Here is a 15374-nt window from a genome sequence, read left to right on the forward strand (position 1 = left end):
GTAATTTGTAAAACGTCATGGTTAGCAACACAAATTTTCTCCCCCCAATTCAAACAAACGAATTTCTCCCACCAATTACTCGTTGGACAACATGGGGTGGAATGTTTATTCTCTGCGTTCTTGGATTAGCTGTGCCACTTGCGGCAATTTGTAAGTATAAGGTTACAGTCCAAGCACAGGCGGTTGTGCGTCCGGCAGGTGAATTGCGAATTGTGCAAGCGGCGACTGAAGGCCAGGTTATGCACATTTATGTCAAAGAAAATCAACTTATCAAAAAAGGAGATGCGATCGCAACTATTGATGACTCCCGCCTACAAACCAAAAAAAGCCAATTGCAAACTAGTATTCAACAATCTAAGCTACAACTAGTGCAAATTAATGCCCAGATTAGTTCCCTCAACAGCCAGATTCGAGCCGAAACTGACCGCCTTAACCGGATTATTACTGGCGCTCAAGCGGAATTGAGCGGTCGCCTTCGAGAATACCAAGATAAAAATCTTACCACTGTTTCCGAACTTCAAGAAGCTGATGCTAACGTCAAAATTGCTGAGAAAGAATTGCTGGCTGGGGAAGCACAGTTAAAAACAACACAAGCAAATCTCCATGCGACTGAAGCTGCATTAGGTGCAGCTCAGTCAAAACAGAAACGATATGAGACTGTAGCTAACCAAGGGGCGCTATCTCAGGATCAATTTGAAGAAGCACAATTATCTGCCAGACAGCAAGAGCAAGCGGTAAAGGCCCAAGCAGCAGCAGTGGAAGCACAAAAACAGACAATTGAACGGTTACAACAAGCGGTATCTGCTGTGATTGCGAGAAGACAACGCGCCCAAGTTGCTGTAAATCCAAGTAATGCAGCTGTAACTGTTGCTACTGAGCGAATTGCTCAAGAAAAAGCCGGAGGGGAAAGCAATAAAGCAACATTAGAAAAAGAACGCCAAACCCTAGTTAACCAACGGATTGAAATTGAAAAGCAGTTAGAGCATGATACTAGCGAACTCAAACAAGCAGAAATAGATTTAGCTCAAACTGCGATCGCAGCTACCGCCGATGGTATCATTTCTCAACTCAATCTGCGAAACCCAGGTCAAACTGTACGTGCTGGCGAGGAAGTATTGCAAATTGTCCCCACTGATGCACCTCAAATTTTGAAAGCAGCAGTAGGATCTGAAGATCAAAGTAAGTTAAAAATTGGTCAAAAAGTCCAAATGCGGGTCAGCGCTTGTCCTTACCCAGATTATGGTACTCTGAATGGTCAAGTGCAGACGATTTCTCCAGATGCAATGACTCCTCAAAAGAATGGCACAAATACATCAATGAATGGGACTACTAGCCCAAAAGCTACTGCGCCTGGTGCTTTTTATGAAGTGACAATTGAACCGGAAACTCTGGTTTTAGGTAAAGGGAAAAACCAGTGTCATATTCAATTGGGTATGGAGGGTAGGGTTGATATTATTTCCCGTGAAGAAACTGTGCTGCAATTCTTTCTCCGTAAGGCGAGGTTGATTAGTGATTTGTAACATTTAAAATACAGCAACCTACTGGTAGCATCAGCGTGTAGGATTGATAAATATTAATTTTCCGGCTTTTACTAATGAACAATGTATTTGGTAGCTGGCAAGAATGGCTAACAGTATTCATCTATTTAGGTTTTACCGTCTTCATTATCTGGCGCGTGTTTACCGCCGAGAAGAATTAAAAAAGCTGCATATCATCTCACCAGCATCTTTTTGCTCAAAGGGCAAAACAGTCCCAGTTTGTTGAACCTTGACTCGTTCGCGACAATTGTAAACCTCTGTAGGTCTTTTTATGCCATCTACGCTAACAATTGCCTTGTATTCCCAATAATTTTTGGCACTTCGGCTGATACTGAGAATGCAAATCTGGTGGCGTAGACCGTCGTAGACAGAGTAATTACGGCATACAGATGCAAAAGCCGGATATACCACAGAGAAAGGTAGTATTAATAGCAACATAAATATTATGTATTTAATCCGGCTCATAAAAATTGTTTAACATTATTTAGAAATATTATTAAATTTTTCAACCCTTTGAGTTGATTCAATTACTTTTCCTAGTTTGACAAACCAGAGATTGCAACTCCATCGCACACAAAGCATGAGAGCAGCTAAAAAGCTCATAATGCTTTATGTGCTATTTTCCGTTAAAGTTTACTAAGCTCAATTGAACCATGCCCAAACGCCTCCTTTACTTTGAGGGTCAACATCTAGTACAACACGGCTTACATCAACCACACATTCCAAATAAATGAAACAGTTATACTGTATACCTGTTTGAATACTTCGACAAGCTCAGTACAAGTTTTGAGTTTTAAATTTTGAATTCCGCCTTGCGGTAGTAGTGCGTCTGTTCATGTACCATACCCTAATACCAATTCGTAATATGCTGCGGTAAGCCGCGCTTAGTGCGTCTATTCAATTGAGAAAGTCAGATTACATCTGGCTGGGTTCCCACCATTTGTATCTGTAGTCTAATTTTGGAAAATTGATATCACAACAAATGTGCAAAAAAAGTCAGTCGTAAGGACGATAAAATTGCAACCAAAAACAAAATTTGAGCAATCTGGGATTACACGCTGTTTTGCAGCAATACTGCTCTTTGGTCAAGTGTGGTTACATTTACTCCAAGGGAAAACCTACTATCGCAAGATTTTGCAACATCTTGTTACCGCTGGGCCAGGTTCTATCTCTCCAGTTCTCCTTGTCAGCGGTTTTGCAGGAATGATTTTTACTATTCAAACAGCGAGAGAATTAGTACGATTTGGCGCTGTTGATGCAGTGGGAGGTGCTTTTGCCTTAGCTTTTTGTAGAGAATTAGCTCCAATTTTGACCGCTAGTATTATGGCGGGACAAGTAGGTTCTGCTTTTGCAGCGGAAATAGGTGCAATGCGAGTCACCGAACAAATTGATGCACTTTATATGCTCAAAACCGATCCAATTGATTATCTAGTACTTCCTAGAGTAATTGCTTGTTGTTTGATGGTGCCTTTGATGACGATTTTGGCTTTAGTTACAGGCATCATTGGCGGAGTTTTTGCCGCATCAAAGTTCTACCAAATTATTCCCGAAACATTTTTAGAATCAGTCAGAAATTTGTTAGAACCGTCAGATTTGTTTATTATTTTGCTAAAAGGGTTTATTTTTGGAGTGCTGGTTGCTGTCATTGGCTGTAGTTGGGGTTTAACTACGAGAGGGGGAGCAAAGGAAGTAGGAGAATCGGCAACAAAAGCAGTTGTTACGAGTTGGGTATCCATTTTTATTATGGATTTTTTCCTATCTCTATTGCTATTTGAACAGCCTGCATTTTGAACCCAAGTAAGTATAGAACAAAATTCTCGACTTTTTATGAAATTGGGAATTTGAGCTACACAGGAAATAGTAGGTAAATAATGCTGCTTGTAAAGGATTGGTGCAACCCAATCCAGGCATGGCTTGTTTTTTTGGGTATACTTTATCACGTTAACAGAATATGGGAATATATAAACTTGTAGATTAGCGCACCCAAAGCTAAACCTCCCAATGAAAAGATAGAGGCAGTCGAAAAAGCTAATCCTTTTCTAAGACCCGCTCTTTGAAAGTCTATCCTGACTAATATAGTCGCTGAAATTATGAGTAAAGTATCAAGAAATACCCGAAACCAGGCAACCATAATAAAGAATAAGAAAGCTGCTAAGACGGCAACAGCAAAAGCCCTGGTATTTGATTGCAGAAAAATACTGTAGTAATATGTCATCTTTGGCCAAGGAGCGGTCAACGTTATGATTAAAAGCAAGATAGCAATTACAGTTGCCACCCACACAAATATAGGAGCACGTGTTTCTGATATTACCCAGCCCAAAGTACTGTAACTCAGCAGTACTAGTGCTAGGGACACCCAAGGAACTCTTTTCAAAATTGACATGGGTTTATATTTCTAGTACAGGGTTAAGGTCTTATCGCATAAATAAGTTTACTAACTCAAGACTTTATTTTGCTTGAGGATTTGCTTAGTTTACGATCGTTGTCCTTCCTTAAGCATATCCCAGTATCAAAGGAGTTGTTTGCGATACGGGTATTAGTGAGATCGGAAACCAGAAGTTCTTATAGATAAAATTATGGAGATTTTGAATTTATGGCTTAAACTAGGAAGTTTAGCATTATATTTTATAACTTCAATCAATAGACTTTTATGCTATTTACCAGAAAGCCAAACAAGTTTGTCGAGAATTGCGGTACAAAGTAGTTAAAGATTTGTAAACTGTTAGCAGCCGAGTCGCCGCGTGTCACATCTTGTTAAGGAATTATCATGAAACAACTTATTATTGCTGAACGCGTATGCCTCATTGGTCATATCGCGTCAAAAGCCTTTGGACTGGTAGGGATGCTACTGGTAGTACCTAATGCCGAAATAATTTTCAACTTATCGCAGGTAGGAGAAACTGCCGTACAGTTAAGTATGGCTGGCGGCGGTGTAGTTGATATCATCTTAGGGACAGTAGCTGTCTCTATTTATGCCTACCGGACGCTGGGATTCGGAACTTGGCTAGCATTTATGCTACCAGCTATGTTTATCTCTTTGGGGAGTGAACTCCTGGGAACTAGTACAGGGTTTCCATTTGGCGATTATAGCTACTTGAGTGGCTTGGGTTATAAAATTGGAGGGCTAGTTCCTTTCACAATTCCTTTATCTTGGTTTTATGTTGGGCTGTCGTCTTACTTAATTGCGAGAACTGGTTTGAAAGTGGCTCAAAAACCCAGTTGGGGTCGCCATATTGCTGCGATCGCCGTTGGTGCTTTGCTCTTCACTTGCTGGGACTTTGCCCTTGAACCGGCTATGAGTCAAACTTCTCTGCCCTTTTGGTATTGGAAACAACCAGGAGCTTTCTTTGGAACACCTTACCAGAACTATATAGGTTGGTTTGGTACTAGCGCTCTGTTTATGAGTGTGACAGGATTATTGTGGAGAAATACCTCGATTCAATTAGAGCGATCGCAACTAAATCTGCCTTTAGTCGTTTATTTAACTAACTTTGCATTCGCCGCTGGACTCAGTTTGGCCGCTGGATTCTTTATCCCTGTGTTACTTGGCTTATTGCTAGGTGTAATTCCGGCTATGGTGCTGTGGTCAAGGAGTTCAACCACATCGGCTCAAGTTACTGTTGAACCAGTAACCAAAGAAGTATCAGTAGCAAAGGTTGAAGTTGCCTTGAAATAAGTCTAGAAGTTAGGGAGTGGGGAGGCAGAAGGAGCAGGGGAGCAGGGGAGCAGGGGAGCAGGGGAGTAGGGGAGCAGGGGGGACAAGGGGGACAAGGGGATAAGAGGGAATTATTGAACAAATCTCTCCCAAGTCTTCCCCCTCTTCCTTGTCTACCTTGTCTCTTCTCAATGCCCAATGCCCAATGACTAATGACTAATGACTAATGACTAATGACTAATGACTAATGACAACGCTTTGATAGTAGAAAACGCTATCTCTCTTTTATTGCTACTTATCCAAGTACCAGCAACGGCGATTCTGTTTTCGCGCCTGTTAAAAGGGCCAAGACGCCATCCTCCAATAGAACCCCAACAACCGACACCTGAGCTTTTGGGTAGGGTTAGCATCGTTGTTCCCACGCTGAACGAGGCGCTTCGCATTAGCCCTCTGTTGGCTGGTTTAAGTCAGCAAAGCTATGAAGTTCGGGAAATTATGGTTGTAGACAGTAAATCGAGTGATGGCACCCCCGATTTAGTCAAAGCCTCACAGCAGAAAGATCCGCGCTTTCGCTTGATGACAGATGATCCCTTACCCTCTGGTTGGGTGGGGCGTCCTTGGGCGTTGCATAATGGTTTTCTATATAGTTCAGAGGCTAGTCAGTGGTTCTTGGGGCTGGATGCTGATATCCAACCGCATCCTGGTTTAGTTGCTGGGTTGTTAAAGACGGCCGAAACACAGGGCTACGATTTGGTTTCTCTGTCACCCCAATTTATTCTCAAATATCCTGGAGAGTGCTGGCTACAACCGGCTTTGTTGATGACTTTGCTTTACCGATTTGATCCAGCGGGGATCAATACAGAGCAACCAGAACGGGTAATGGCAAATGGGCAGTGTTTTTTGTGTCGTCGCTCCGTTTTAGCTGCTGTGGGTGGTTATAGCAGTGCGAGTAATTCTTTTTGTGATGATGTCACGTTGGCACGCAACATTGCTATTCAAGGTTATAAGGTCGGCTTTTTAGATGGCGCAAAGGTATTAAAGGTAAGGATGTATGAAGGGGCGATGGAGACGTGGAAAGAATGGGGGCGGAGTCTCGATCTTAAAGATGCAACTTCTCGCTCTCAGTTGTGGGGAGATTTATGGCTACTCGCATCTGTTCAAGGTCTACCCTTTTTAATTGTCCTGACTTTTTTGTTGATTTCTCCCACTCTCTCATCTGCGCCCACTCCCGCACTCCTGCTGCTGGGACTGAATTTATTCCTATTGGTGATTCGCTTTGCGATGCTAATAGCGATCGCACCTTCTTACGATCGCACAAACGCTAAAGGTAGCTGGTTATTTTGGCTTTCCCCTTTGGCCGATCCCTTAGCTGTGCTGCGAATCTTATTATCTGCATTCCGCACCCCGCGCGAGTGGCGAGGACGCAAGTATAGTGCTGAGTTGTGAGTTGTGAGTTATGAGTTATGAGTTGTGAGTTATGAGTTGTGAGTTGTGAGTTGTGAGTTGTGAGTTATGAATTTTCAACTCCTCACTCCTCACTCCTCACTCCTAACTCCTAACTCCCTGCTCCCTACTCCTCTTCACTTCCTACTTGATCCCCGCGTTCCAATTCCCAGAGAATTTGATTTCCTTCACGGCGTACCCGTGACACTATCCAATTTCGCCAGCGCCATTGATCTCCACGACTGGTGACAGCACTGGCGTGGACATCCATCAAGTCTGCTAACTCAGAACTGGTGATTAAGTAGCCTTTTTCAGAAATTTCGTCAGCTATACGCAGAGTTTCGACCAAGCTGCGGAGTTGCGAAACCCTCATTTCTAGCGGTTTTTCATCGGTCACGGCCGCAGTTGGCCCAGTTGATGGTTCCATAAAGGTTATTTCTGGTGCAAAAGTACTGATTTGTTGGGGACTTTGGTTAGTTATTCGAGAGTTTTTTTCATAATCAGCTACTTTTGCTACATTTAGGTCATTTTTGGTAGGTAAAGATTTATGAAAATCTGTGAAAGATAATTGTTGTAGCGAAGGGATTTTGCCACTAGCATAAGTGCGAGCGATCGCATCACAACGTTCGTTACCTATGTTACCAGAATGTCCTCGAACGTATTGCCATTTTACTTGTTGGGTATTGAGTTCATCTAAGGTTTCTAAAAGGTCTTGGTTTTGGACGGGTTTACCATCTGACTTTTTCCAGCCTTTGTTTTTCCAGCCTTTCACCCACTTGGTAACACAGTTAATCAGGTATTCGCTATCGGTATGAAGGGTGATGGGTTGGGCTTGTTGAGATGTTTGCAGAAATTGAAGGGCAGCGATCGCAGCTTGCATCTCCATTTTATTATTAGTGGTATGAGGGGATGCATCGCCCATTTCGTGGATTGAGCCGTCGCTGAAGTAGACGACAACACCCCAACCGCCAGGGCCAGGATTACCGGTGCAAGCACCATCGGTGTATATGCTTTGAATTATGGGTTGGGTGGACATGTTTAGAGTATCAAACCGCGAAGGCAAGAGTTATTAGCGGCGAATTTTTTAACAATATCCAGGCTATTATACTGATAAAAACTCTTAATTCTGACTCCTGACTTCGGAATTCTTCTTTAATCCTCATCATCAGGCAAATTTTCCATTTCTTCAGTAATTAGCGTCTGAAAATCTTCGTCACTATGATTATAGAGATGAACCGCAGCAGCTAGGAGTTCTGCTAGAATTTCAGATTGTTGGTTCGCAGTTAAACGAGTTAACTGTAACTGGTTAATTAAGGCTTGTACTTTCAGGCATTCTGTACCTAATTCAGCAATCAAGGTACTGAGGGTTGAATTGGTTATTGCAAGAGGGCGATCGCTAATCTGCATATTTATTGTCCCCATCTTTTACCCGCTTGTTGGATTGCCTTATCAAAAGCACGAATCTCTTTTTCCCAATGCTTAATAGACCTTCGTCAGGAAAACTCTTCTTTGATTCCGGTCTAATCATTACTCAGAACGATAAGCAACGCGGAGACTTTGGATTAAAATCACCAGAGATGCGATCGCCATTAACCCGCCCCAAAACCAGTAAGGTAAAAGCAAATATCGCTGCATTTGCGCTGTATCAGAAGCACCAAGGGGGCCAGCAGAACTACTAAATAGATAATCAAGTTGATGGTACGTACTTACACAAGCTTGTACGCCCAGAAATTGAATGACAAAACCTTGTGCCCAGCGAGGGGCTTTTAGGGCGATACCTAAGATTATTAAACCCAGTAAAGGAATTGCTACTAATCCAAACCAGGAACGTACCCAAATTAATGCGGACAACAGCAAAAAACTTCCTAAAATTTTCAAACAGAGGGTAGCTGCTGTAAAACTGCGGGAAGCCAGAATTAAAGCTGCACCGGCAAGAGGCGGCCCCATTGGCCCGGCGGCGGCGATTATTGCTGGGCCAATTGGCCCCAATGACGACCGGATGCCATAAGTTGCAACACCAGAACCATTGCTAAAAATCTGCAACTTCTGAAATTGTCCCCCTAATAGCAGTGCCATTAAACCGTGACCCATTTCATGAAACCAAGTTGCCAGAATTGTAAATGGGTATAAGATATAATCTCCTCCTGGTACTTGCCACAACAAAGCAGTTGCGATCGCTGCTCCAACTAGCCAGGTTAGCCCCATACGCTCAACAACTAACGGGGCTTCTTTAGTCAGCAAGGGTTCAAAATTTTTGTTTGATTTCCTCATAGGTTACTCAATTTTAGATTTTAGATTTTAGATTTTAGATTTTAGATTTTGGAATTAAGATTATCCCCCGATTAATTCGTGGGGCATTCAATTTTGGATTTTAGATTATAGATTATTCCTTCAATTTAATCTTGACAGTATATTTTCATCTATCCTAATGTAATTATTGAGGTATTAGGGTTGCTGAGGAATGCAACAATTCGCACTTCAAAGCGACGGCTGTAAACTATGGCGCTATCAAAAACAACATAGCCATCCGTCGCTTGTATGATACGATTCAAGTGTTTATCCTCCAAAATGGATGCCGGAGGATGGGCAGAAAATACTTAGACCGATGTCACAATTGAGTGATAATCAGTTAAGCAAGTTGAAACAGGAATGTCATTAAGTCTCCTTTACCCAAGCTGATGCGATCGCCTGGTCGCAAGCGATGACGGTTCCCTGGTAAAAGTGGCAAATTGTTAATGTAAGTGCCATTAGAACTTCCTACATCCTCTACATAATGAGCATCTCCCTCGACACGAATATCTGCATGAATCCGCGAGACAATTTCGGAATTGGGAAACCCTGAAACATCTATATCTGGAGGAATCCGGTCATTAGGCTTGCCGATATGAATCACAGAGAAATTTTGCGGCAATTCAATTAAGCGATCGCTTTGAATGTGGAGTAACCGCGCTGTAACCTGCTGCAATTGCGTTCTGGCAGCAGTTGGTGCTGGTGCTGCTGGCGGGGATACTTCGGCTTGGGAGACTGGTGCTGGCTCCACAGGTGGTGGAGTCGGAATACTACTTTGTCCAGAGACTACAGGTTGAGCTACAACGGTTGACACAGGTTCTGGAGGACTGCTTTCTGCAACAGGTATCTGTGGCACAGGTTCTGGGGGAACTGCCATCTCTGTTGGTGGTAAAGATGATTCCGGAGGATGGGAGTTAGTAGATTTACTCATTCCCAAAGCATCTGGTTGTAAAAGTTCTAACAGTGGATCGGGTGGAACTAACGCTGGCACTTCCACGGGAATATCGGGAGTAACTGTTGTAGCTACTGCGGGATGAACGTGTGGAACACCTGCGGAGTGAAGGTTATAACCACATTGACCGCAGAATGCAGCATCTGCCTGCACAGTTGCCCCACAACTGGGACAATTAGTAGTCGCAGGTAATGGTGTATAACAAGCTTCACATTGGACAGCGCCGTCAGGGTTGGGATGATTGCAATTAGGGCAGACGATCATCGATATTTAGCCTTTGTTCAAGATCATCATAAATATAGTTAGGACTGGCAAGCAGAGGGCGGCCCTAGCTTTAGATTCTAGCAATTACTGCTAATGGAACAATAAATTGGACACTCTTACACGGGGAAGGGAAGCAGAGGGGCAGGGGAGCAGGGGAGCAGAGGGGCAGGGAGCAGGGAGCAGGGAGCAGGGAGCAGGGGAGCAGGGAGCAGGGGGAGAATAACTCTTACTCATTACTCATTACTCATTACTCATTACTTAGTACTCCCAATGCCCAATGCCCAATGCCCAATTCCCAATGCCCAATTCCCAATGCCCCATTGTTCAATGTTGAAGTTCCAAACCTGCTGCCGCATCCAGCAGCCACCAAAGTTCTCCTTGGGGCTGAATTAAACGGGATGGGTAAGTGAAGTCATCGGCTACAGGTGCAAAAACTTGCGCTAAAGCTGGTCGTTTATTAGCACCAGCAACCAGAAAAATCACGCTACGAGCAGAGTTGATGAAGGGGTATGTGAAACTTATCCTGGGGTTTCCGTCTTTATTACCCACAGTCACAAGGCGATCGCGTACTTTCAAAGCCTCTGTATGGGGAAACAAAGATGCAGTATGTGCATCATCACCCATTCCTAGTAATACTACATCCAAGGGGGGAAACTCGACCCCAGAAGAATGGAAAAATTCTTTGAGATGTTGTTCATATTTGGCAGCAGCCAGTTCTGGATTGGCTTCTAAAGTTGGTACGGGGTGAATGTTAGCCGCTGGGATGTCAACACGATCTAGCCACGCACGACGTGCCATCAGTTCATTGCTATCGGGGCGATCTGGTGGTACGTAACGCTCATCTCCCCAGAATATATGAATTTTATCCCAAGGCAGTTTTTGAGTAGCGATCGCTTCGTATAACGGTTTAGGTGTACTGCCGCCAGATAAGGCGATAGTAAACTGCCCCCGCTGCTTAATGGCAGTTTCTAACTTGGACAGAATTAATTCTAGCGCTCGTGCAACCAGCGCCGGCTGATCCGGTAGAACTTCAACAGTTTTGTTCATGGCTTCATCATCATATTGCTGGCTTCTGGCAATACAATACCGAACTTATTACAATCCCCCTTTTTAACTTTTGAAACATTTAACATCGTGGATTAAGTAGACTGGAAAATATAGACCCTCCTTATCACCTTTTACCGTAAGTTGTCAGTAGTGAGTCGTACCAACTACTAACCACTGTGATGATTATTTTTATTTACATCCAGTTACTTGATACTTTGTTGATTCACGCCACAAAGCATACATTTATTAATTCTTATTAAAAATTAATAAAACTAATCGATCGCAAACAACTTTTCCCAGCCAGGGATGGCTTCACGTTGGGCGATTAACAATTCCTGAATTCCTTTTTGGGCGACATCTAGCAGTCGATCCAACTGAGTGCGGCTAAAGCTGCCTTCTTCGGCTGTTCCTTGGACTTCAATGATTCCCAGATGTTGATTCATCACCACATTAAAATCTACTGTTGCAGCCACATCTTCGATATAATTTAGATCCAAAAATGCCTCTTTCTCCAGTAATCCTACGGAAACTGCCGCTACCTGTCCACACAAAGGCGATCGCTCCAACACACCTTCTTGCAACAATTTAGAAACTGCATGAGCCAACGCCACAAACGAGCCTGTAATAGCTGTTGTCCGAGTTCCGGCATCTGCTTGCAACACATCAGCATCTACAGTCAGCGTGCGTTCTCCCAGTGCCTCAAAATCCACTGCGGCGCGTAAGCTACGTCCAATTAGACGTTGAATTTCTTGCGTCCGTCCAGATAATTTCAATAATTCCCTTTCTTGGCGTTTTTGGGTAGCAGATGGTAGCATTCGGTACTCAGCAGTTAACCAGCCTTTGCCAGTTCCTTCGAGAAACTTCGGAACTCCCTTATTAAAGCTAACGGTACAAAGTACCTGAGTATCACCGCATCTTGCGAGAACAGAACCGGGGGCAAAGCGGGTGAAACTGGGGTGAAAGCTAATCGGACGTAGTTCGTAGGGAATCCGACCATCAGGACGCTGCCAAGCCATTGGAATTGCCTCAAGTTTTACAATACTGCCTTAAGATTACCTTAGTGTTGTAAATCATCATTTTTGCGGCATTGGGCGTTAGAAGTGCTGTTAGCGGAAAGCTAAGGTTTAGCCCGTGCTGTTAGCGATAGCGGGGCGTTTAGCCCGTGCTGAGTCAAGAGTTAGAAGTTAAGAGTTAAGAGTTAGGAGTTTTATTTATCGTAAGTTCAAGGGTTTAAGACCCCTACATCTATTATATGTAGCACCAGTTTCAGTCGGGGTTTAAATCCCCGTCTGAAATGTCTTTAATTTTGAATTTTGAATTATCTCCTTGTCTCCCTTGTCTCCCTCATCTCCCTGCCCCCTGCCCCTTGCTCCCTGCTCCCTGCTTCTTTTTTAAGGAACTGAAAGCAGAGTCAAAATATTTTGCTGCACCATCTCTGGTGATTGGTCGCCGTTGATAGTCAATAAACAGCGACGACGATCGTAATATTCTAGGATGGGAATGGTGCGATCGTAGAATAATTCTACACGGCGCTGGACGATTTCTGGTTGGTCATCTGGTAGCGATCGCCCCAAGGATCGACTAACCATAACTGCTTCCGGGACTTGGAGATAAATTGCCCAATCTAGCTTTTGCCCTAAATCATCCAATAAAAAATCTAATTCTTCAGCTTGGAAGGCAGTACGAGGATAGCCTTCTAACACCCAATCGCAATTAATATCTGGTTGTCTGAGGCGAATTCGGATCAATTCAACGATCGTTTCGTCTGGAACTAACTCCCCTTTTTGCATGTAGGGCCGTGCGTGGTAGCCAAGTTCACTCAAGCTAGCGTAAACCGAAAGAGAAGTCCGGGGATCGGTTTCCAACCATCGAAATTCCGGCAGGGGCTGATTGCCAGATATTGCTTCTCGTAAAATCTCACCTGTGGAAATCAGAGGAATATCAAAGTATCTGCAAAGCCTTTGTGCTTGAGTGCTTTTTCCCGATCCTGAACCTCCCAGAATCACCAATCTCACAACGATTTACTCCTCATCCTGTCAAATTCACTACTAGCTAAGTCTGTTTTGCCCAAACAACCGACAAATTTAACATTTAGCGATTTTTAGGCGTTGTGCCTAGCTTTTTTAAATAATTGGAACTAGAGATTTTATGTTTTCATTTTTACAACTCATTACAGAGAAAAGACGAAAACTTACAGCAGTTAGCGGTTTTACAAACTACATCTAGAGACGTTATATGCAAAGTCTCTACAGGCTTTCGGGTTTTGTCTATGTACTTCATTTACCTGAAATCTGCTGTAAATCAAGCAGAACTCTTGACTTCAATACAAACCTAGTGTTGACTAAGAATGCAATTTGCCAAATTCACCACACCTGTGAAAAACAGATTGATTATACAGGCAAATTTGTCAGTTTTACCGCCAGTAATAACCCTTTACTTATTGTATTTTTTTGAACTTAACTTTATGGTTGCCCAGCTAGAAACTCAAAGTATCAATTCAACCCTAACTCTACCATATCCAGTTGAAGGTCTAGTGCAAGTTTTCACTAGCTCACATCGTAACTTTTTCACAAGTGTGATGGCTCAATCACTGAGAATAGCTGGACAAGGAACGCCAGTATTAATAGTACAGTTTCTTAAAGGAGGTATCCGCCAAGGACAAGATCGACCTATACAATTAGGACAAAATTTAGATTGGATTCGCTGTGATTTGCCTCGTTGTATCGATACACCACATTTAGACGATACAGAAAATCAAGCCTTACAAAAGCTGTGGCAGTATACACAACAAGTTGTGTGTCAGAGTAAGTATTCTCTCGTAGTGTTAGATGAGTTAAGTTTAGCGATTAACTTTGGTTTAATTCCTGAAACGGAAGTTTTAGCGTTTTTGGCAAAACGCCCTCCCCACGTCGATATCATTCTCACAGGGCCAGAGATGCCGAAATCCCTCTTAGATGTAGCAGATCAAATTACAGAAATCCGTCGGAGTTATCGACCTTAAACAAAATACTCAATTCAGGATATCCTAGTAATTCGGTTTGAATTAGCTGTGAAGTTGTGATTAAAAACGATATCTGGATTACTGAAATGGCTCAACAGGGTCTAATTTCGCCCTTTGAGCCAAGTTTAATCCGAAAAGTGCAAAAAGATGAATCTGTAGCGGTTCAACCTGTAATTAGCTACGGTTTATCTTCTTATGGCTATGATATACGCCTTTCTCCGGCTGAGTTCCGTATTTTTCGTCACATTCCCGGAACTGTGGTCGATCCCAAAAACTTTAATCCTCAAAATCTGGAGCCAACAGCACTGCATACCGATGCTAATGGCAGTTATTTTATTTTACCTGCTCATTCCTATGGACTTGGGGTTGCTCTAGAAAAACTAGAGGTTCCTGAGAATATTACTGTAATTTGTATTGGAAAATCTACGTATGCACGTTGTGGGATAATAGCAAATCTAACGCCTGTTGAGGCTGCATGGCGAGGTCATTTAACTTTAGAATTTTCCAATTCTTCTAGCGCAGACTGTCGGATTTACGCTAATGAAGGAGTGGTGCAATTGCTATTTTTAGAAGGCGAACCCTGCGCTATTAGTTATGAAGCAAGACAGGGTAAATATCAGGATCAGCTAGAAATTGTTACATTGGCAAAGGTATAACTGAATATTTCTAAATAACTCAATTTAATTCACGTTCCTGTTGATCCAAATCCTCCCGAACCTCTAGAAGTTATATCTAGTTCTTCAATAGCTTTAATGGAAACTGATAAAACTGGTTTGATAACCATCTGTGCTATTCTCATACCTATTTCTATAGTAAATGGTAGTTTACCATGATTAATTAAAATTACTCCAATTTCTCCTCGGTAGCCTTCATCTATAGTTCCTGGGGAGTTCAAAACAGTTATTTGATGTTTTAAAGCAAGACCACTACGAGGTCTAATTTGTGCCTCTGTCCTAGATGGTAATTGAATTATAATACCAACAGGAATTAAAGAACTTTCTCCAGGTTGTATAACAGTTTCTACTGTAGAGAATAAATCTAAGCCAGCATCTCCTTCGTGAGCATATTCTGGTAACCGAGCTTTGTCTCCAAGCAGTTTAACTTTTAGTATATTGTCCATAAGTTTGGGCCATGATTATTTTGAGCGATACTTTGCAAAATATGCTGCATAAATAAATATATATT

General features: G+C 42.7%; 17 protein-coding genes. 6 read left to right on the forward strand and 11 right to left on the reverse strand.

Annotated features, from left to right (window positions below; all coding sequences use genetic code 11):
- Positions 1-17: 17 nt before the first annotated feature.
- Entirely contained in the window at positions 18-1520 is a 1503-nt protein-coding gene (locus ACR5KR_RS33225) for an HlyD family efflux transporter periplasmic adaptor subunit (protein ID WP_448269593.1), read from the forward strand.
- Between the two features lie 159 nt (positions 1521-1679).
- On the opposite strand, the gene ACR5KR_RS33230 is transcribed toward ACR5KR_RS33225, so the two are convergent.
- Positions 1680-1976 carry a hypothetical protein gene (locus ACR5KR_RS33230; protein WP_448269595.1) on the reverse strand — a complete coding sequence of 99 codons (297 nt, stop codon included), beginning with the start codon at positions 1974-1976 and terminating at the stop codon, positions 1680-1682.
- Positions 1977-2555: 579 nt separating this feature from the next.
- On the opposite strand from ACR5KR_RS33230, the gene ACR5KR_RS33235 reads away from it, so the two are divergent.
- A complete protein-coding gene (locus ACR5KR_RS33235) occupies positions 2556-3329 on the forward strand; it encodes an MlaE family ABC transporter permease (protein ID WP_445629428.1) in 774 nt (257 codons plus the stop codon).
- A 145-nt stretch (positions 3330-3474) separates the two neighbouring features.
- On the opposite strand, the gene ACR5KR_RS33240 is transcribed toward ACR5KR_RS33235, so the two are convergent.
- On the reverse strand, positions 3475-3921 hold the full coding sequence (locus ACR5KR_RS33240; protein WP_445629429.1) for a hypothetical protein: 447 nt from the start codon (positions 3919-3921) through the stop codon (positions 3475-3477).
- Between the two features lie 384 nt (positions 3922-4305).
- Between ACR5KR_RS33240 and cruF the strand changes: the two genes are divergently transcribed.
- Both cruF and cruG read left to right on the forward strand, forming a co-directional pair.
- Positions 4306-5214 (forward strand): gamma-carotene 1'-hydroxylase CruF, encoded by a 909-nt coding sequence (cruF, locus tag ACR5KR_RS33245; protein ID WP_445629430.1) that lies wholly within the window; start codon positions 4306-4308, stop codon positions 5212-5214.
- Positions 5215-5433: 219 nt separating this feature from the next.
- Positions 5434-6639, forward strand: coding sequence for a 2'-O-glycosyltransferase CruG (cruG, locus tag ACR5KR_RS33250; RefSeq protein WP_448269597.1), 1206 nt, complete (start codon positions 5434-5436; stop codon positions 6637-6639).
- 124 nt (positions 6640-6763) lie between these two features.
- Here cruG and rnhA read toward each other — a convergent pair whose 3' ends face one another.
- The 8 genes from rnhA to ACR5KR_RS33290 form a co-directional block, all read right to left on the reverse strand.
- Positions 6764-7672 (reverse strand): ribonuclease HI, encoded by a 909-nt coding sequence (gene rnhA / locus ACR5KR_RS33255; RefSeq protein WP_448269598.1) that lies wholly within the window; start codon positions 7670-7672, stop codon positions 6764-6766.
- A gap of 116 nt (positions 7673-7788) precedes the next feature.
- Positions 7789-8058 carry a hypothetical protein gene (locus ACR5KR_RS33260; protein WP_448269600.1) on the reverse strand — a complete coding sequence of 90 codons (270 nt, stop codon included), beginning with the start codon at positions 8056-8058 and terminating at the stop codon, positions 7789-7791.
- A 105-nt stretch (positions 8059-8163) separates the two neighbouring features.
- Positions 8164-8907, reverse strand: coding sequence for a M50 family metallopeptidase (locus ACR5KR_RS33265; RefSeq protein WP_448269601.1), 744 nt, complete (start codon positions 8905-8907; stop codon positions 8164-8166).
- A 149-nt stretch (positions 8908-9056) separates the two neighbouring features.
- Positions 9057-9188 carry a hypothetical protein gene (locus tag ACR5KR_RS33270; protein ID WP_445629435.1) on the reverse strand — a complete coding sequence of 44 codons (132 nt, stop codon included), beginning with the start codon at positions 9186-9188 and terminating at the stop codon, positions 9057-9059.
- 77 nt (positions 9189-9265) lie between these two features.
- The gene (locus ACR5KR_RS33275; RefSeq protein WP_448269603.1) at positions 9266-10141 is read right to left on the reverse strand and encodes an FHA domain-containing protein; all 876 of its coding nucleotides are present in this window, start codon (positions 10139-10141) and stop codon (positions 9266-9268) included.
- Positions 10142-10465: 324 nt separating this feature from the next.
- Positions 10466-11188: a 6-phosphogluconolactonase gene (gene pgl, locus ACR5KR_RS33280; RefSeq protein WP_448269605.1), complete on the reverse strand. Its 723-nt coding sequence runs from the start codon at positions 11186-11188 to the stop codon at positions 10466-10468.
- A gap of 272 nt (positions 11189-11460) precedes the next feature.
- Entirely contained in the window at positions 11461-12204 is a 744-nt protein-coding gene (rph, locus tag ACR5KR_RS33285; RefSeq protein WP_448269607.1) for a ribonuclease PH, read from the reverse strand.
- Between the two features lie 375 nt (positions 12205-12579).
- The gene (locus tag ACR5KR_RS33290; protein WP_445629439.1) at positions 12580-13203 is read right to left on the reverse strand and encodes an adenylate kinase family protein; all 624 of its coding nucleotides are present in this window, start codon (positions 13201-13203) and stop codon (positions 12580-12582) included.
- Between the two features lie 449 nt (positions 13204-13652).
- Between ACR5KR_RS33290 and ACR5KR_RS33295 the strand changes: the two genes are divergently transcribed.
- Positions 13653-14189, forward strand: a complete 537-nt coding sequence (locus tag ACR5KR_RS33295; protein ID WP_445629440.1) for a P-loop NTPase family protein — start codon at positions 13653-13655, stop codon at positions 14187-14189.
- An 86-nt stretch (positions 14190-14275) separates the two neighbouring features.
- Positions 14276-14845, forward strand: coding sequence for a dCTP deaminase (gene dcd / locus ACR5KR_RS33300; protein ID WP_448270413.1), 570 nt, complete (start codon positions 14276-14278; stop codon positions 14843-14845).
- A gap of 29 nt (positions 14846-14874) precedes the next feature.
- Here the strand turns inward: dcd and dut are convergent, their stop codons facing one another.
- Complete coding sequence (dut, locus tag ACR5KR_RS33305; RefSeq protein WP_448269609.1) at positions 14875-15309, reverse strand: dUTP diphosphatase; 435 nt, start codon at positions 15307-15309, stop codon at positions 14875-14877.
- Positions 15310-15374: the final 65 nt, after the last annotated feature.

This window comes from Nostoc sp. DSM 114159 (assembly GCF_053470285.1).